Genomic DNA, 18627 nt, shown 5'->3' with positions numbered 1-18627 from the left:
CATAAAAAAACGCCCCCGGCCTTTCGACCGGGGGCGTTTTTCATTCAGCCTGAGTTAACTCAGTTCTTGGCTTTCTTGGCAGCGCGGGTACGCTCGCCTTCGTCCAGGATCTTCTTACGCAGGCGGATCGACTTAGGCGTGACTTCGCACAGCTCGTCGTCCTGGATGAATTCCAGGGCCTGTTCCAGGGTGAAGCGAACAGGTGGGACCAGAGCGATGGTTTCGTCTTTACCCGAAGCACGCATGTTGTCGAGCTTCTTGCCTTTGGTTGGGTTGACGCCCATGTCGTTGTCACGGCTGTTCAGACCAACGATCTGGCCGTTGTAGATCTCTTGACCGTGTTCAACGAACAGCTTGCCACGCGCCTGGAGGGTTTCCAGGGAGTAGGTCAGCGCCTTGCCGGTTTCTACCGATACCAGAACACCGTTCTGACGGCCGGACATGTCGCCGGACTTCATGGTGTCGTAGCGATCGAAGATCGAGGTCAGGATGCCAGCACCGTTGGTCAGGGTCAGGAACTGGTTACGGAAACCGATCAGACCACGAGCAGGGATGTTGTATTCCAGACGCACACGGCCTTTGCCATCCGGCACCATGTTGGTCAGGTCGCCCTTACGCAGGCCCATCTCTTCCATCACCTTGCCCTGGGATTCTTCCGGGGTGTCGATGGTCACGTTTTCGAACGGTTCCTGCTTCACGCCGTCAACGGTACGGATGATCACTTCCGGACGACCAACACCCATTTCGAAGCCTTCGCGACGCATGGTTTCGATCAGTACCGAGAGGTGCAGCTCACCACGGCCGGAGACCTTGAACTTGTCGGCCGAGTCGCCTTCTTCAACGCGCAGAGCAACGTTGTACAGCAGCTCTTTGTCCAGACGCTCCTTGATGTTACGGGAGGTCACGAACTTGCCTTCTTTACCGCAGAACGGCGAGTCGTTGACCTGGAAGGTCATGGAAACGGTTGGCTCGTCAACAGTCAGAGGCTTCATCGCCTCGACGGTGTCCGGCTGGCACAGGGTGTCGGAGATGAACAGCGAGTCCATGCCGCTGACGCACACGATGTCGCCGGCGAAGGCTTCTTCAACGTCGATACGGTGCAGGCCGTGGTGGCCCATCAGCTTCAGGATACGGCCGTTACGCTTCTTGCCGTCGGCGCCGATCGCGACAACCGGGGTGTTCGGCTTGACGCTGCCACGGGCGATACGGCCAACGCCGATAACACCCAGGAAGCTGTTGTAGTCCAGTGCCGAGATTTGCATCTGGAACGGGCCTTCACGGTCAACCTTCGGTGGTGGAACGTGGTCAACGATGGCCTGGTACAGCGGGGTCATGTCTTCCGCCATGGCGGTGTGTTCCAGACCGGCAATACCGTTCAGGGCCGAGGCGTAGATCACTTGGAAATCAAGCTGCTCTTCGGTGGCACCCAGGTTGTCGAACAGGTCGAAGATCTGGTCCAGAACCCAGTCCGGACGTGCGCCTGGACGGTCAACCTTGTTGATGCACACGATCGGACGCAGGCCGGCTTCGAAAGCCTTCTTGGTCACGAAACGGGTTTGCGGCATAGGGCCGTCTTGAGCGTCAACCAGCAGCAGAACGGAGTCAACCATCGACATTACGCGTTCTACTTCGCCGCCGAAGTCGGCGTGGCCCGGGGTGTCCACGATGTTGATGTGGTAGCCGTTCCAGTTGATAGCGGTGTTTTTTGCCAGGATGGTAATACCGCGCTCTTTTTCCTGGTCGTTGGAGTCCATCACGCGCTCGTCGTTGAGCTCGTTGCGCTCCAGGGTGCCGGATTGACGCAAGAGTTTGTCTACCAGGGTGGTTTTACCATGGTCAACGTGAGCAATGATGGCGATGTTACGTAGATTTTCGATCACTTGTGTATCTCGATCAGAGGATTCGGTGTGCTGACAGGTCGTGGCAGCGATTTACAGTAGAGTCAGGCCTTGCCGTTACAGCTTGACGGCAGAGTCGGGGGGCCGGTGACGCAGGCCACAGGCAAACAGCCCCGGGCTCTTAGCTCGGTCGATAAACGCGCACATTGGCATGCCCCTCACTGAGCAAATGGTGGGCATGCAGGCGACTCATCACGCCTTTGTCGCAATACAGCAGGTACTGACGGCTGTCATCCAGTTCCTTGAAACGCGCGTTCAATGCATAAAACGGCAGCGTTTGTACGTCGATGCCAGGAATTTCCAGCGGCTCATCCTCGGCGGCATCCGGGTGGCGGATGTCGACGATGATCTGGCCAGCCAGGGCTTCGCTGACTTCTTCGATCTGCACATCCTGGCCCAGCTCGTCGATGACGCGATCGATCGGGACCAGTTTGGCGTTCTCGAGCGCTCGCTCCAGAATCGCCATGTCGAACTGTTGTTCTTCATACTCCACGCGGTTGCGCTTGGCGTGGGTCTTGGGGTTCACCGAGATGACCCCGCAATACTCAGGCATATGCTTGGCAAAGTCGGCGGTGCCGATCTGCTCTGCCTGATCGATGATGTCCTGCTTGTGGCTGGCGATCAGCGGGCGCAACACCAGTTTCTCGGTGACGCAGTCGATGATCGACAGGTTTGGCAGCGTCTGGCTGGATACCTGGGAGATCGCTTCGCCGGTCACCAGCGCGTCGATCTGCAACCGATCGGCAATCCGGGACGCCGCGCGCAACATCATACGCTTCAATACGACGCCCATATGACCGTTATCGACTTTGCCGAGAATTTCGCCCAGCACTTCCTCAAACGGTACGCTCACAAATAGCACGCGTTGAGAGCTGCCGTACTTCTTCCAGATAAAGTGCGCGACTTCCATCACGCCCAATTCGTGTGCACGCCCGCCCAGGTTGAAGAAGCAGAAGTGGCTCATCAGGCCGCGACGCATGATCTGGTAGGCCGCCACCGTCGAATCGAAACCGCCGGACATCAATACCAGGGTCTGTTCCAGGGCGCCCAGCGGGTAGCCGCCGATGCTGTTGTGCTGGCTGTGGATCACGAACAACCGTTTGTCGCGAATTTCCATGCGCACTTCAATTTGCGGTGCTTTCAGGGAAATTCCGGCGGCGCCGCACTCGCGACGCAGCTTGCTGCCGACGTATTTTTCCACATCCATGGAGCTGAACGGATGCTTGCCGGCACGCTTGCAGCGCACCGAAAAAATCTTGCCGGCCAGCGCGTCACCGAAGTGCTGTTTGCACTTCTCGGTGATGTCGTCGAAGTCGCCCAGCGGGTACTCATCCACCTGCAGGAAATGCGCGATACCCGGCATGCAGCTCAGGCGCTCGGTCATGTCCTTCAAGGCTTTGGCGTCGGTCAGGCGGGTTTCCAGCTCGAGGTTGTCCCACACGCCATTCACCACCACAGCCGGGTCCAGGTCACGGAGCACGGCACGGATGTTCTTGGCCAACTGACGGATGAAACGCGTCCGTACCGGTCGGCTCTTGATGGTGATCTCGGGGAAGACTTTAACGATTAATTTCATGGAAACAGCGCGCGCCGGGCCTGCTGAAAAAGGGGGGCGCGGATTATAGCGGAAATCGCTCAAGGTTTAACCAGTTAATATGCAGCGCATTCGCTGCGCACCAAAACGGGTCATTTTCGCCCGTTAGCGCTACATTGCAGTGCGCTATTTGCCGCGCTTTGGCCGATTGCACCGTTATAGGGGCCATTTTGACGCAAAAAGACCATGTTGGCGCACTGGCATGCAATTTGCTCTCTTGTGAGGCAGGTTGCCTTGGCGGAGTATCCGCGCCGGCATCACCCAAATTCTAAGGGCTAACTCCACTACCCTAGCCCGAAGCCACCCGGAGGACACCATGTCGAAGTCGGTTCAACTCATCAAAGATCATGACGTTAAATGGATTGATCTGCGCTTCACGGACACCAAAGGTACTCAGCACCACGTGACCATGCCGGCTCGCGACGCGCTGGATGATGCTTTCTTCGAAGAAGGCAAGATGTTCGACGGTTCCTCCATCGCTGGCTGGAAAGGCATCGAAGCCTCCGACATGATCCTGATGCCGGACGACAGCACTGCCGTCCTCGACCCGTTCACCGAAGACCCAACCCTGATCATCGTCTGCGACGTGATCGAGCCTTCGACCATGCAAGGCTACGACCGCGACCCACGTGCGATCGCCAAGCGTGCCGAGGAATACCTGAAGTCGACCGGTATCGGCGACACCGTATTCGTAGGCCCAGAGCCAGAATTCTTCATCTTCGATTCGGTCAAGTTCAAGTCCGACATCTCCGGCTCCATGTTCAAGATCTACTCCGAACAAGGTTCGTGGATGTCCGACCAGGACGTGGAAGGCGGCAACAAAGGCCACCGCCCAGGCATCAAAGGTGGCTACTTCCCTGTTCCGCCGTTCGACCACGACCACGAAATCCGTACCTCCATGTGCAACGCCATGGAAGAAATGGGCCTGGTCATCGAAGTTCACCACCACGAAGTGGCGACTGCCGGCCAGAACGAAATCGGTGTGAAGTTCAACACCCTGGTCGCCAAGGCTGACGAAGTCCAGACCCTGAAGTACTGCGTACACAACGTGGCTGATGCCTACGGCCGTACCGCTACCTTCATGCCTAAGCCGCTGTACGGCGATAACGGTTCGGGTATGCACGTTCACTTGTCCATCGCCAAAGAAGGCAAGAACACCTTCGCCGGCGAAGGTTATGCCGGCCTGTCCGACACCGCCCTGTACTTCATCGGCGGTATCATCAAGCACGGTAAGGCCCTGAACGGCTTCACCAACCCGTCGACCAACTCCTACAAGCGTCTGGTCCCAGGCTTCGAAGCGCCGGTGATGCTGGCCTACTCGGCCCGTAACCGTTCCGCTTCTATCCGTATCCCTTACGTGTCCAGCCCGCGCGCTCGTCGTATCGAAGCCCGCTTCCCGGACCCGGCGGCCAACCCATACCTGGCTTTCGCAGCCCTGGTCATGGCTGGCCTGGACGGCATCCAGAACAAGATCCACCCTGGCGACGCCGCCGACAAAAACTTGTACGACCTGCCGCCTGAAGAGGCCAAAGAGATTCCACAAGTGTGCGGCAGCCTGAAAGAAGCCCTGGAAGAGCTGGACAAGGGCCGTGCGTTCCTGACCAAAGGCGGCGTGTTCAGCGACGACTTCATCGATGCCTACATCGAGCTGAAAAGCGAAGAAGAAATCAAGGTTCGTACCTTCGTACACCCACTGGAATACGAGCTGTACTACAGCTGCTGATCCGGTAGCGCTGCTTGACGTAGCGTGATTGAAAAAGGCCTCCTTCGGGAGGTCTTTTTTTGCTTGGGAATTACGCTGCTTTACATGTTCAAACCCAATAAAAAATGTGGGAGGGGGCTTGCCCCCGATGGCAGAGTGTCAGGCAGTATAGGTATGACTGGCACACCGTCATCGGGAGCAAGCCCCCTCCCACAGGAGATCTGCGTTGAAACATAGACTTGTGTTCGCTCTGCTGTTCGTCAGTGCCGGTGCTTGCGCCGCCCCGCCCACCCTCGAGCCGCTGCTCAACAGCATCGCCGAGCGCCTGGAGATCGCCGACCAGGTAGCCTTGAGCAAATGGGACAGCCATAAACCCGTGGAAGATAAAAAGCGCGAGCAGGAAGTGATCGCCAGCGTCGTCGCCCAAGCACCGAGCTACAAACTGGACCCCGCCGCCGCAGAGCAATTTTTCGCGGCGCAGATCGAGGCCAACAAACTGGTGCAGTACACCCATTTGTCCGACTGGCAATTCCAGGGCAAGGCCCCCGACGATCCGCGTCCGGACCTGGTCAAGCAGATTCGCCCGCGATTGGATGAGCTGCAAAAACGCCTGCTGCAGCAGTTGGCCGACTTCACACCCCTGCGCACAGATCCTCAATGCCCCCAATGGCTTGCCGAGGCGGTGCATGAGCCACTGAATGACCCGCTGCGCCAACTGGCGATGATCCGCGCCACCGCGGAGCTGTGCGTCTACAAAGGTTAACACCCGCAAACCCAATCAAAACTGTGGGAGGGGGCTTGCTCCCGATAGCAGAGTGTCAGTCAGCATATTTAACAGCTGATACATCGCTATCGGGAGCAAGCCCCCTCCCACATTGGATTTGGGTGCATTCAGCTTCCTGAACAGACTTTCTCAAATCGCACTATATTGGTGCGATAGGTTGCACCCATCCCAGCGATCCAGCCCATTTTGGTTCGATTATTCCCGAACAAGCTGGCAGAACGCCACAGTTTCGCGCTTGAACCCCTTATTTCAGGGCTTTAACGCTTCTTTTCGGAGCCTTGGTTTGGTTTTTGCATTTTCCTTGTATCAGCGTGTGCCTCAAGCCTGCGCCTTGCTCCAAAAGAGGTCCTGATGACCATCAGTGATGCACTGCACCGTTTGTTACTCGACAACCTGACCACTGCGACCATCCTGCTCAACGCCGACCTGCGCCTTGAGTACATGAACCCGGCGGCGGAGATGCTTCTGGCTATCAGCGGCCAGCGCAGCCATGGGCAGTTCATCAGCGAATTGTTCACCGAGTCGGCCGAAGCCCTGAGCTCGTTGCGCCAGGCCGTGGAGCAGGCACACCCGTTCACCAAGCGCGAAGCGATGCTCACCGCCCTGACCGGGCAGACGCTGACTGTCGACTACGCGGTGACGCCGATCCTGAGCAATGGCGCGACGCTGCTGCTGCTCGAAGTGCACCCCCGCGACCGCCTGCTGCGCATCACCAAGGAGGAGGCGCAGCTGTCCAAGCAGGAAACCAGCAAGATGCTGGTGCGCGGCCTAGCCCACGAGATCAAGAACCCGCTGGGCGGCATTCGTGGCGCGGCGCAGTTGCTGGCCCGCGAGCTGCCGGAGGAGCATCTCAAGGACTACACCAACGTCATCATCGAAGAGGCCGACCGCCTGCGAAACCTGGTGGACCGCATGCTCGGCTCCAACAAGCTGCCGTCGCTGGCGATGACCAACGTGCACGAAGTGCTGGAGCGCGTCTGCCAACTGGTCGAGGCCGAAAGCCAGGGCTGCATCACCCTGGTGCGCGACTATGACCCCAGCATCCCCGATGTCTTGATCGACCGTGAGCAGATGATCCAGGCGGTGCTCAATATCGTGCGCAACGCCATGCAGGCCATCAGCAGCCAGAACGAGTTGCGCCTGGGCCGCATCAGCCTGCGCACCCGCGCCCTGCGCCAGTTCACCATTGGCCATGTGCGCCATCGCCTGGTGACCAAGGTCGAAATCATCGACAACGGCCCGGGCATTCCTGCGGAATTGCAGGAAACCATCTTCTTCCCCATGGTCAGTGGCCGCCCGGATGGTACCGGGCTGGGCCTGGCCATCACCCAGAACATCATCAGCCAGCATCAGGGCCTGATCGAATGTGAGAGCCATCCCGGCCACACCACGTTCTCGATCTTCCTGCCATTGGAACAAGGAGCCCCCACGACATGAGCCGTAGTGAAACTGTCTGGATCGTCGATGACGACCGTTCTATCCGCTGGGTCCTGGAGAAAGCCTTGCAACAGGAAGGCATGACCACCCAGAGCTTCGACAGCGCCGACGGTGTGATGAGCCGCCTGGCTCGCCAGCAGCCGGATGTGATCATCTCCGATATCCGCATGCCCGGCGCCAGCGGCCTGGACCTGCTGGCGCGGATTCGCGAACAGCACCCGCGCCTGCCGGTGATCATCATGACGGCGCACTCGGACCTGGACAGCGCTGTCGCGTCGTATCAGGGCGGCGCCTTCGAGTACCTGCCCAAGCCGTTCGATGTGGATGAGGCGGTGGCGCTGGTCAAGCGCGCCAACCAGCACGCCCAGGAACAGCAGAACCAGGAAGCCCCGCCGGCCCTGACGCGCACACCGGAAATCATCGGCGAAGCGCCGGCGATGCAGGAAGTGTTTCGGGCCATCGGGCGCTTGAGCCACTCCAACATCACCGTGCTGATCAACGGCGAGTCGGGCACCGGTAAAGAGCTGGTCGCCCACGCGCTGCACCGTCACAGCCCTCGGGCGGCGTCGCCGTTTATCGCGTTGAATATGGCGGCTATCCCGAAAGACTTGATGGAGTCCGAGCTGTTCGGCCATGAAAAAGGCGCGTTCACCGGCGCGGCCAACCTGCGGCGCGGGCGCTTTGAGCAAGCGGACGGCGGCACCCTGTTCCTCGATGAAATCGGCGACATGCCCGCCGATACCCAGACCCGCCTGCTGCGGGTGCTGGCCGATGGTGAGTTCTATCGCGTCGGCGGGCATACGCCGGTCAAGGTCGATGTACGCATCATCGCGGCGACCCACCAGAACCTGGAAACCCTGGTCCACGCCGGCAAATTCCGCGAGGACTTGTTCCATCGCCTCAACGTGATCCGTATCCACATCCCGCGCATGTCGGACCGCCGCGAAGACATCCCTACCCTCGCCCGTCACTTCCTCAGCCGCGCCGCCCAGGAGCTGGCCGTCGAGCCTAAGCTGCTCAAGACCGAGACCGAGGAATACCTGAAGAACCTGCCATGGCCCGGCAACGTACGCCAGCTGGAGAACACTTGCCGCTGGATCACGGTAATGGCCTCCGGGCGTGAAGTGCATATCAGCGACCTGCCGCCGGAACTGCTGAGCCTGCCGCAGGATTCAGCACCGGTCACCAACTGGGAACAGGCACTGCGCCAATGGGCCGACCAGGCCCTGGCACGCGGCCAGTCGAACCTGCTGGACAGCGCCGTGCCGGCGTTCGAGCGGATCATGATCGAGACCGCGCTGAAGCACACCGCTGGCCGCCGCCGCGATGCCGCCGTGCTGCTGGGCTGGGGGCGTAACACCCTGACGCGCAAGATCAAGGAACTGGGGATGAAGGTCGACGGCGGGGATGACGACGAAGGTGACGAAAGCTGATCACCGCTCTCTGATCCACTGAAGATCCAATGTGGGAGGGGGCTTGCTCCCGATAGCAGTGGTTCAGTCACAACATCTGTGTCTGATCTACCGCTATCGGGAGCAAGCCCCCTCCCACATTTGGATCTTCACAAGGCTCATAGTCATGCACCGATTCAATGCACCATGAACCGGCATCGGGCATGGAGCCGGCACCCGAAAGATTGCTACGACTGAAAAACTCTCCAAAGCTGAAACCACCAAAGCCCCGAATTCCGGGGCTTTGCGCTTTCTTGCAAGTTTTTACGAGGCAATTTGCAAACTCTGGCACGCCCCCTGCAATACCCCTTGTACTACCCAGTTTCGGGGACCTTGGTACAGGCAGGCCGAGAATCCCCTCTTTAACACCGAAGCCCTAGGCTTCACCCCGTTTTGGGAGCCCTGGTACAGGCAGGCCGGGAACTCCCTCTTTTATTGCTCGTGGAGATGGATCTCCAGCCGCCAGCGGTCATCGACCTCTTCGCCCTTCCACTCCCCGCGTAATGGCCGAGCCGCCACCAGGTTCAGCAGCAAGCCGCTGTCGGTCTTGCGGACGCGCCAGTTCACGTCCTTGTCATTGACCTTGAGTTGCCCACTGGCGGCATTGCCCTGTGCGTCGAACAGCAGCGCCACGGTGCCGTCGATATGCTCGCCGTGCAGCTTGGGTTCGCTGTTGAACCACACCACCAAACCGTCCGCCGCAGCTTCCACCTGTTGCAGCTCGACCGGGTCCGCAGTGGTCAAGCGACCAATCATCAAGCCAATCATCAAGCCGACAATCGCCAGTGAGCCGAGCACCCGTGGCAATAGCTTCGGCCTCGGGTCGTCTTCGGGGGTAGAATGCAGCGCATCTTTACCTTCGGAGCCGTGCATGTTTCACGTCATCCTTTTTCAACCAGAAATTCCGCCGAATACCGGCAACGTTATCAGGCTGTGCGCCAACAGTGGCTGCCACCTGCATTTGATCGAGCCGCTGGGCTTCGACATGGACGATAAACGCCTGCGCCGCGCCGGGCTGGATTACCACGAGTACGCCACCCTCAAGCGCCACGCCGACCTGGCAAGCTGCCTGGAAAGCCTGGGCCACCCGCGCTTGTTCGCGTTTACCACCAAGGGCTCGCGGCCGTTTCATGATGCCAGCTTCGCCGAGGGCGACGCGTTTCTGTTCGGCCCCGAGAGCCGGGGCCTGCCGGCCGAAGTGCTCGACGCCCTGCCCGACGGCCATCGCCTGCGCTTGCCGATGCGCGAAGGCTGCCGCAGCCTGAACCTGTCGAACACCGTCGCCGTGGCGGTCTATGAAGGCTGGCGCCAACTCGGCTTCAAGTAACACCGCATAGCAAATGTGGGAGGGGGCTTGCCCCCGATAGCGGTATATCAGCCAGCATATCTGTAGCTGACCCACCGCCATCGGGAGCAAGCCCCCTCCCACATTTTTTACCGCATCGACTTATTGAACCGTCGACGAACCTTCCTGTTGCATGCGCTGCAGCTCTTGAGCGTACAGGGCATCGAAGTTCACCGGTGCCAGCATCAGCGCCGGGAACGAGCCACGGGTGACCAGGCTGTCCAGGGTCTCACGGGCGTACGGGAACAGGATATTCGGGCAGAACGCGCCCAGGGTGTGGCTCATGGACGCTTCGTCCAGGCCCTGGATCAGGAAAATACCGGCCTGTTGCACTTCAGCGATGAAGGCCACTTCTTCGCCGTTCTTGACGGTGACCGACAGGGTCAGCACGACTTCGTGGAAGTCACCTTCCAGGGCTTTTTGACGGGTGTTCAGGTCCAGCGCAACGCTTGGGGTCCACTCCTGGCGGAAGATGGCCGGGCTTTTCGGTGCTTCGAACGACAGGTCACGCACATAGATGCGCTGCAGCGAAAACTGTGGGCCTTGGGCTTCTGCTGCTTCGGTGTTCTGTTGATCAGTCATCGCAGATCCTTCTCTATCTTGGGGCTTTTAGGGGTTAGGCGGACAGCAGCGCATCAAGTTTACCGGCGCGCTCCAGGGCAAACAGGTCGTCGCAGCCACCGATGTGCCGGGTGCCGATCCAGATCTGCGGGACCGACGTGCGCCCTGCCTTCTGGGCCATGTCGGCGCGCACCTGGGGCTTGCCATCGACCTTGATCTCTTCGAAGGCAACGCCCTTCTTACCCAGCAAAGCCTTGGCTCGCACGCAATAAGGGCAATAATCGCTGGAATACACGACAACCTGGCTCATATCACTTCACCAGCGGCAGGTTATCGGCCTTCCAGCTGCCGATACCGCCGGACAGTTTGGCGGCAGTGAAGCCGGCCTTGAGCATTTCACGCGCGTGAGTGCCGGAATGCTGGCCCTGGGCGTCGACCAGAATGATGGTCTTGGCCTTGTGCTTTTCCAGCTCGCCCAGGCGCGCCATCAGCTTGTCCTGGGGAATGTTCAGGGCGCCGACGATATGGCCGGCGGCGAAATCCTTGGCCGGGCGGATATCCACGACAACCGCTTCATCCTTGTTGACCAGCGCGGTCAGCTCCGACGTGCTCAGGCTGCGGCCACCACGGCTCAATTCGTGAGCGATCAGCAGCGCCAGCAGGATGACGAAGGCACCCACGAGCAGATAGTGGGCAGTGGCAAATGCAATCAGGTGATCAACCATCAAGGAGGTTCCAGGGCGTTAAAATGGCGGTAAGTATACACAGCCGCCAGGGGCGGCCAACCCCCGTAAAGCGGTGACGCGGTTGGAACTTCGCTTTAAACTGCCACTCCCTTTTCCATTGTCTTCCTTTATTACCGCCGCGAGAGGATCTATGACTACCACGCCTAAACCTTTGGTCCTGATTATTCTCGATGGCTTCGGACACAGTGAAAGCCACCACGACAACGCTGTGTACGCAGCGAACAAGCCCGTGCTGGACCGCCTCACCGCCACCGTACCCAACGGCCTGATCTCCGGTTCCGGCATGGACGTGGGCCTGCCGGACGGCCAGATGGGCAACTCGGAAGTCGGCCACATGAATCTCGGCGCCGGACGAGTGGTCTATCAGGACTTCACCCGTGTGACCAAAGCGATCCGCGATGGCGAGTTCTTCGAGAACCCGACCATCTGCGCTGCGGTGGATAAAGCCGTCGCCGCCGGCAAGGCCGTGCACTTCATGGGCCTGCTGTCCGATGGCGGCGTGCACAGTCATCAGGACCACCTGGTGGCCATGGCCGAACTGGCCTTCAAGCGCGGCGCCGACAAAATCTACCTGCACGCCTTCCTCGATGGCCGCGACACCCCGCCCAAAAGCGCGCAGTCGTCCATCGAACTGCTCGACACCACCTTCGCCGCCCTGGGCAAGGGCCGTATCGCCAGCATCGTGGGCCGCTACTTCGCCATGGACCGCGACAACCGCTGGGACCGCGTGGCCCAAGCCTACAACCTGATCGTCGACGGCCAGGCCGAATTCAACGCCCCTACCGCCCAGCAAGGCCTGGAAGCCGCCTATGCGCGTGGCGAGAGCGATGAATTCGTCAAGGCCACCACCATCGGCGAGCCGGTGAAGGTCGAAGACGGCGACGCCATGGTGTTCATGAACTTCCGCGCCGACCGTGCCCGTGAGCTGAGCCATGTGTTTGTCGACGACGGCTTCAAAGACTTCGAGCGCGCGCGCCAGCCGAAGGTCGAGTTCGTCATGCTGACCCAATACGCTGCCAATATTCCGGCCCCCTCGGCATTCGCGCCGGGCAGCCTGGAAAACGTGCTGGGCGACTACCTGGCGAAAAACGGCAAGACGCAACTGCGCATTGCCGAAACCGAAAAATATGCCCACGTGACCTTCTTCTTCTCCGGCGGACGTGAAGAACCGTTCCCCGGCGAAGAGCGCATCCTGATCCCCTCGCCCAAAGTCGCCACCTACGACCTGCAACCGGAAATGAGCGCACCGGAAGTCACCGACAAGATCGTCGACGCCATCGAGCATCAGCGTTACGACGTGATCGTGGTCAACTATGCCAACGGCGACATGGTCGGTCACAGCGGCAACCTGGAAGCGGCGGTCAAGGCCGTGGAATGCCTGGACCTGTGCGTCGGTCGCATTGTCGATGCCCTGGACAAGGTCGGTGGCGAAGCCCTAATCACGGCGGACCACGGCAACTGCGAGCAGATGTCCGATGAATCCACCGGCCAGGCGCATACGGCGCACACCACAGAGCCGGTGCCGTTCATCTACGTCGGCAAGCGCGACTTCAAAGTGCGTAACGGCGGCGTACTGGCGGATGTGGCGCCGACCATGCTGATGTTGATGGGGCTGGAGAAGCCGAAAGAGATGACCGGGACCTCGATCCTGGTCTAATCCAAAACACACCACAAAACAGTGTGGGAGGGGGCTTGCCCCCGATAGCGGTGGCTCAGCCAGCACCTATTTAGCTGACCCACCGCAATCGGGGGCAAGCCCCCTCCCACATTAGCTTTGCAGCGTTTGGTAGATATCTTTTTGCCATACCACCGCCACTCGGCACCTATCTTGCCCGCCAGCCCCAATTGGGCGTTTTTTTTGCAGCGCTTGGCGGGCATACTAGGCCGTCCCTTTCCCCTGGTGTCGCCCGCCTCTATGCTTCGCGCCTTGATTACCCTTGCTCTTGTCTGCCTGCTCCAACCGGCATTTGCCGATGAGCGCGCACAAACCCAACAACAGTTGGACGCTACGCGTCAGGACATTACCGAGCTGAAAAAACTGCTCGGCAAGCTCCAGGAAGAGAAATCCGGCGTGCAGAAAGACCTGCGCGGCACGGAAACCGAAATGGGCAAGCTGGAAAAGCAGGTCCAGGAGCTGCAAAAAGAATTAAAGAAGAGCGAGTCGGAACTGGAGCGACTCGACGCTGAGAAAAAAAAACTCCAGAGCGCACGCGTTGAGCAGCAACGCCTGATCGCGATCCAGGCCCGCGCCGCCTACCAGAGCGGCCGCCAGGAATACCTCAAGCTGCTGCTCAACCAGCAGAACCCGGAAAAATTCGCCCGCACCCTCACCTATTACGATTACGTGAGCCAGGCACGCCTGGCGCAATTGAAGAGTTTCAATGAAACCCTGCGCCAGTTGGCCAATGTCGAGCAGGAGATCAACGATCAGCAGGCACAGCTGCTCGACCAGAAAACCGCACTCGACACCCAGCGCAACGAACTCGATAAAGTCCGCAAGGAACGCCAGCAAGCCCTGGCCAAGCTCAACGACGACGTGAAAGCCCGCGACGCCAAGCTGCAAGCGCGCGAGCAAGACCAGGCCGATTTGGCCAAAGTGCTCAAGACTATCGAAGAAACCCTTGCCCGCCAGGCGCGCGAGGCCGAAGAAGCGCGGCAGAAGGCGTTGATCGCGCAGCAGGAAGCCGAAAAAAAGCGCCAGCGTGAGGCCGAACTGGCAGCCACTAGCGATGCGCCGGCCCCACGCAAGCCGGCACATGCAGCGCCTGGCCCATTGGTTTCCAGCAGCGGCGAGTCGTTCGGCGGGCCTTTTGCTTCAGCTCGCGGAAAACTTCCATGGCCCGTTGATGGTCGACTATTGGCACGCTTTGGGGAAACCCGTGGCGATGACACCCGCGCCAAGTGGGATGGGGTAATGATCAGCGCCTCTGCCGGCAGCCAGGTCCATGCCGTTCACGGCGGGCGTGTGGTGTTCGCCGATTGGCTGCGCGGGGCCGGTTTGCTGGTGATTCTCGACCACGGTAATGGCTATTTGAGCCTTTATGGCCACAATCAGACGTTACTCAAGTCGGCAGGTGATGTGGTAAAAGCCGGTGAATCCATCTCCACTGTCGGTAACAGTGGTGGCCAGGACACGCCGGCGCTGTACTTCGCTATTCGTCAGCAGGGTCGCCCGAGCGATCCCGCACAATGGTGCCGATCCCAAGGATAGGGTCGCATCTACATTAGGAGTTCGTTCGACATGCTGCATTTGTCCCGCCTCACTTCGCTGGCCCTGACGATCGCCCTGGTGATCGGCGCGCCTCTGGCTTTCGCCGATCAGGCCGCACCGGCTGCACCCGCCGCCCCGGCCGCGACCTCTGCCGCGACCACCAAGGCGCCGTTGCCGCTGGACGAGCTGCGCACCTTTGCCGAGGTCATGGACCGGATCAAGGCAGCCTATGTCGAACCCGTAGACGACAAGACCCTGCTGGAAAATGCCATCAAGGGCATGCTCAGCAACCTCGACCCGCATTCCGCCTACCTGGGCCCGGAAGACTTTGCCGAACTGCAGGAAAGCACCAGCGGTGAGTTCGGCGGCCTGGGCATCGAAGTGGGCTCCGAAGACGGCCAGATCAAAGTGGTCTCGCCCATCGACGACACCCCAGCGTCCAAGGCTGGCATCCAGGCCGGCGACCTGATCGTCAAGATCAACGGCCAGCCGACCCGCGGCCAATCCATGACCGAAGCCGTCGACAAGATGCGCGGCAAGCTCGGCCAGAAAATCACCCTGACCCTGGTGCGCGACGGCGGCAACCCGTTCGACGTGACCCTGGCCCGCGCGACCATCACGGTCAAGAGCGTGAAGAGCCAGTTGCTGGAGTCGGGCTACGGTTACATCCGCATCACCCAGTTCCAGGTCAAGACCGGCGACGAAGTGGCCAAGGCCCTGGCCAAGTTGCGCAAGGACAATGGCAAGAAGCTCAACGGCATCGTGCTCGACCTGCGCAACAACCCAGGCGGCGTGTTGCAGTCAGCGGTGGAAGTGGTCGATCACTTCATCACCAAGGGCCTGATCGTTTACACCAAGGGCCGTATCGCCAATTCCGAGTTGCGCTTCTCGGCCACCGGCAACGACCTCAGCGAGAACGTGCCGCTGGCCGTGCTGATCAACGGCGGCAGCGCCTCGGCATCGGAGATCGTCGCCGGCGCCCTGCAAGACCAGAAGCGCGGCGTGCTGATGGGCACCACCAGCTTCGGTAAAGGTTCGGTACAAACGGTGCTGCCGCTCAATAACGAACGTGCGCTGAAGATCACCACGGCGCTGTACTACACGCCCAATGGGCGCTCGATCCAGGCCCAGGGCATCGTGCCGGACATCGAAGTGCGCAGGGCCAAGATCACCAACGAGATCGACAGCGAGTACTACAAGGAAGCCGATCTGCAAGGCCACCTGGGCAATGGCAACGGCGGGGCCGACCAGCCGACCGGCAGCGGCGCCAAAGCCAAGCCGATGCCGCAGGACGACGATTACCAGTTGGCCCAGGCGCTGAGCCTGCTCAAGGGCCTGAGCATCACGCGCAGCCGTTGATATGCGTGTTGCACTGATTATCGCCGTGCTGTGCAGCCTGGCCGGATTCGCCAAAGCGACGCCGGCCGGCGAGCCGCACACAGCCTACCTGACCCTGATCATCGACGACCTGGGGCAAAACCTGCCCAGGGATCGTCGCGTGCTGGCCCTGCCTGGGCCGGTCACCACCGCGATCATGCCCGACACCCCTCACGCCGCCGAATTCGCCCGCGAAGCCCACAAGGCCGGCAAGATTGTCATCCTGCACATGCCCATGGACCCGGCCACCGGGCCGTTTGCCTGGCACCCCGAGCTGTCGATCGAAGAGCTGGGAAAGCGCCTGGACGCGGCCTTCGAGGCCGTGCCCTACACCGCTGGCATCAATAACCATATGGGCAGCCGCATGACCGCGCAGCCGCAGGCAATGGCCTGGTTAATGGGCGAACTGCAGCGGCGCCACAAGTTTTTTGTGGACAGCCGTACCAGCGCACAAACGGTGGCTGCGGCTGAGGCGCAGAAAATCGGTTTGGCGCATGTTTCGCGGGATGTGTTCCTGGATGACGAACGCACCGAGGCGGCGATTACCACGCAGTTGCAAACCGCAATCAAGCTGGCGCACAAGCAGGGTTCGGCGGTGATGATCGGGCATCCTTATCCGCAAACGCTGGCGGTGCTCGAGCGCGAGCTGCCCAAGCTCAAGGCCCAGGGTGTGGAGTGGATTGATATCAAATTGATGATCAGTGTGCGCAGTAACCGGGCGATGGCCGGGCACGGCAAGGACGGCATTTACCGCTAAATGAAGGCTGCGAAGATCCAATGTGGGAGGGGGCTTGCTCCCGATGCGGTGAGCCAGCCCCTAATGTATTGACTGACACTCCGCCATCGGGAGCAAGCCCCCTCCTACATTTTTGAGCGCGTTTATTCTGCTGATTCCCCTGCGCTGCACATGGGAACTGCAACCTTTAGAGGTAACGCGCCATGATTTCGTCTACTCGACCGCTCTTGCGCAACTCATCCAGCGCCGCCTGGAGCTTGGCGACCAGCTCATCCGGCACGTCCTTGTTCAACGCAAGGTAAAGCTGCGCACTGTTGAACCGCAACACCGTCTTGAGCCCGTTCACCCCCACCTGCCGCGCGAGGTAACGGCCAGCAGGATCGCCGGTGGCCCACAGGTCTATCTGGCCCTCCATGAGCTTTTGCGCATTATCCTGGTCACGCAAGGCGACAATCGGCTTGAGCCCCTGCTTGTCCAGGCTCTGGGCAATGGCATCGCCCTTGTAGGCGCCAATCCTGTAGCGGCGCGCCTGCTCAAGGCCGTCGAGCTGGATCTCGCTGTCAGCCTTGGCCAGCAGCACCCAGTCGTCCGGGCCGATGGGGCCGACCCATTTGAACAAGGCTTCACGGTCCGGCAAACGCGCCATGACGAACACGCCATAGCCTGGCTTTTCCAGGGCGAGTTTGTAGATTCGCTCCCAAGGAAACCGCAACGTGAGATTGTAGGAAATGCCGGCGCGCTTGAAGGTTTCCCGCACGATGTCCACGGCGATGCCTTCGATGTTCTCGTCCTTGGCGAAATTCTTGCCGTTCTTCGCCATGTTGTAGGGCGGGAAATTTTCCGTCAGTAACACCAGGGAGGCGTCGGACGATTCTTCGGCGTGTGCCGTAGCCACCATGAGCATGGAGGAACTGGCGAGGGCGAGCAGCAGGTGTTTGAACATGAAGGCTACCGGAATCCATGGCAAGCGCAGAGAGTGCCGCGAGCCTGCCATGGTGTCCAGCGTTTAGCGAACGACGATACCGCGCGCGGCCATGTAGGCCTTGGCCTCGGGGACCGTGTATTCGCCGAAGTGGAAAATACTCGCCGCCAGCACCGCGCTGGCGTGGCCTTCGATGACGCCATCGGCCAGGTGCTGCAGGTTGCCGACCCCGCCGGAAGCGATCACCGGGATGCCCAGCGCGTCGCTGATGGCGCGTGTCACGCCCAGGTCGAAGCCGTTTTTCATGCCGTCCTGGTCCATGCTGGTCAGCAGGATTTCACCAGCGCCCAGGCCTTCCATTTTCATCGCCCATTCCACCGCGTCCAAACCGGTGGGCTTGCGCCCGCCATGGGTGAAGATTTCCCAGCGCGGGGTTTCGCCAGGGCCGGAGACTTTCTTGGCGTCGATGGCAACCACGATGCACTGCGAGCCGAAGTGCTGCGCGGCCTCGCCGACGAACTCCGGGTTGAACACCGCGGCGGTATTGATCGAGACCTTGTCCGCACCGGCATTGAGCAGGTTGCGGATGTCTTGCACGGTGCGCACGCCGCCGCCCACGGTCAGCGGGATAAACACCTGGCTGGCCATGCGCTCGACGGTGTGCAGGGTGGTATCGCGGCCGTCGACGCTGGCGGTGATGTCGAGAAAGGTAATTTCGTCGGCACCCTGCTCATCGTAGCGACGGGCAATTTCCACCGGGTCGCCGGCATCACGGATGTTCTCGAACTTGACGCCCTTGACCACGCGACCGTTGTCGACGTCCAGGCAAGGGATGATGCGTTTGGCCAGCGCCATGGTCAGTC

17 protein-coding genes are annotated in these 18627 nt (G+C 60.4%); 9 read left to right on the top strand and 8 right to left on the bottom strand.

What is annotated here, in order from left to right; genetic code table 11:
- Positions 1-59: 59 nt before the first annotated feature.
- On the bottom strand, positions 60-1880 hold the full coding sequence (gene typA, locus C4J91_RS01770) for a translational GTPase TypA (protein WP_053140412.1): 1821 nt from the start codon (positions 1878-1880) through the stop codon (positions 60-62).
- A gap of 139 nt (positions 1881-2019) precedes the next feature.
- Positions 2020-3474: a tRNA uracil 4-sulfurtransferase ThiI gene (gene thiI / locus C4J91_RS01765; protein ID WP_124360869.1), complete on the bottom strand. Its 1455-nt coding sequence runs from the start codon at positions 3472-3474 to the stop codon at positions 2020-2022.
- A gap of 334 nt (positions 3475-3808) precedes the next feature.
- Between thiI and glnA the strand changes: the two genes are divergently transcribed.
- The 4 genes from glnA (at position 3809) to ntrC (ending at position 8848) form a co-directional block, all read left to right on the top strand.
- The gene (glnA, locus tag C4J91_RS01755; RefSeq protein ID WP_124360867.1) at positions 3809-5215 is read left to right on the top strand and encodes a glutamate--ammonia ligase; all 1407 of its coding nucleotides are present in this window, start codon (positions 3809-3811) and stop codon (positions 5213-5215) included.
- Between the two features lie 205 nt (positions 5216-5420).
- Entirely contained in the window at positions 5421-5957 is a 537-nt protein-coding gene (locus tag C4J91_RS01750; RefSeq protein ID WP_124360866.1) for a chorismate mutase, read from the top strand.
- 372 nt (positions 5958-6329) lie between these two features.
- On the top strand, positions 6330-7415 hold the full coding sequence (gene glnL / locus C4J91_RS01745; RefSeq protein ID WP_005783937.1) for a nitrogen regulation protein NR(II): 1086 nt from the start codon (positions 6330-6332) through the stop codon (positions 7413-7415).
- Entirely contained in the window at positions 7412-8848 is a 1437-nt protein-coding gene (gene ntrC, locus C4J91_RS01740; protein ID WP_124360865.1) for a nitrogen regulation protein NR(I), read from the top strand. The genes glnL and ntrC overlap by 4 nt, the downstream gene beginning before the upstream one ends.
- 450 nt (positions 8849-9298) lie before the next feature.
- Here ntrC and C4J91_RS01730 read toward each other — a convergent pair whose 3' ends face one another.
- Positions 9299-9739, bottom strand: coding sequence for a hypothetical protein (locus tag C4J91_RS01730; RefSeq protein WP_124360864.1), 441 nt, complete (start codon positions 9737-9739; stop codon positions 9299-9301).
- Between C4J91_RS01730 and C4J91_RS01725 the strand changes: the two genes are divergently transcribed.
- Positions 9738-10193, top strand: coding sequence for a tRNA (cytidine(34)-2'-O)-methyltransferase (locus tag C4J91_RS01725; protein WP_003171120.1), 456 nt, complete (start codon positions 9738-9740; stop codon positions 10191-10193). The two genes, C4J91_RS01730 and C4J91_RS01725, sit on opposite strands and share 2 nt — an antisense overlap.
- Positions 10194-10313: 120 nt before the next feature.
- On the opposite strand, the gene secB is transcribed toward C4J91_RS01725, so the two are convergent.
- Genes secB through C4J91_RS01710 form a run of 3 tightly spaced genes read right to left on the bottom strand, consistent with a single transcriptional unit; the run spans position 10314 to position 11497 of the window.
- On the bottom strand, positions 10314-10793 hold the full coding sequence (secB, locus tag C4J91_RS01720; RefSeq protein WP_012721755.1) for a protein-export chaperone SecB: 480 nt from the start codon (positions 10791-10793) through the stop codon (positions 10314-10316).
- A gap of 34 nt (positions 10794-10827) precedes the next feature.
- On the bottom strand, positions 10828-11082 hold the full coding sequence (grxC, locus tag C4J91_RS01715) for a glutaredoxin 3 (protein ID WP_124360863.1): 255 nt from the start codon (positions 11080-11082) through the stop codon (positions 10828-10830).
- Position 11083: 1 nt separating this feature from the next.
- A complete protein-coding gene (locus tag C4J91_RS01710; protein ID WP_124360862.1) occupies positions 11084-11497 on the bottom strand; it encodes a rhodanese-like domain-containing protein in 414 nt (137 codons plus the stop codon).
- A 151-nt stretch (positions 11498-11648) separates the two neighbouring features.
- Here C4J91_RS01710 and gpmI point away from each other — a divergent pair, with 151 nt between their 5' ends.
- The 4 genes from gpmI (at position 11649) to C4J91_RS01690 (ending at position 16863) form a co-directional block, all read left to right on the top strand.
- Positions 11649-13175, top strand: coding sequence for a 2,3-bisphosphoglycerate-independent phosphoglycerate mutase (gpmI, locus tag C4J91_RS01705; protein WP_124360861.1), 1527 nt, complete (start codon positions 11649-11651; stop codon positions 13173-13175).
- Positions 13176-13433: 258 nt separating this feature from the next.
- Positions 13434-14729, top strand: coding sequence for a murein hydrolase activator EnvC (locus C4J91_RS01700; RefSeq protein ID WP_124360860.1), 1296 nt, complete (start codon positions 13434-13436; stop codon positions 14727-14729).
- A 30-nt stretch (positions 14730-14759) separates the two neighbouring features.
- A complete protein-coding gene (locus tag C4J91_RS01695; protein WP_124360859.1) occupies positions 14760-16088 on the top strand; it encodes a S41 family peptidase in 1329 nt (442 codons plus the stop codon).
- A gap of 1 nt (position 16089) precedes the next feature.
- Positions 16090-16863 carry a divergent polysaccharide deacetylase family protein gene (locus C4J91_RS01690; RefSeq protein WP_124360858.1) on the top strand — a complete coding sequence of 258 codons (774 nt, stop codon included), beginning with the start codon at positions 16090-16092 and terminating at the stop codon, positions 16861-16863.
- 166 nt (positions 16864-17029) lie between these two features.
- Here the strand turns inward: C4J91_RS01690 and C4J91_RS01685 are convergent, their stop codons facing one another.
- Positions 17030-17785: an ABC transporter substrate-binding protein gene (locus C4J91_RS01685; protein ID WP_124360857.1), complete on the bottom strand. Its 756-nt coding sequence runs from the start codon at positions 17783-17785 to the stop codon at positions 17030-17032.
- Positions 17786-17848: 63 nt separating this feature from the next.
- Positions 17849-18619, bottom strand: a complete 771-nt coding sequence (hisF, locus tag C4J91_RS01680; protein ID WP_003171107.1) for an imidazole glycerol phosphate synthase subunit HisF — start codon at positions 18617-18619, stop codon at positions 17849-17851.
- Between the last annotated feature and the right edge of the window lie 8 nt (positions 18620-18627).

The sequence above is a fragment of the Pseudomonas sp. R3-52-08 genome (genome assembly GCF_003851745.1).
Classification (GTDB): Bacteria; Pseudomonadota; Gammaproteobacteria; order Pseudomonadales; family Pseudomonadaceae; genus Aquipseudomonas.
This window is presented reverse-complemented; position numbering and strand designations above follow the sequence as displayed.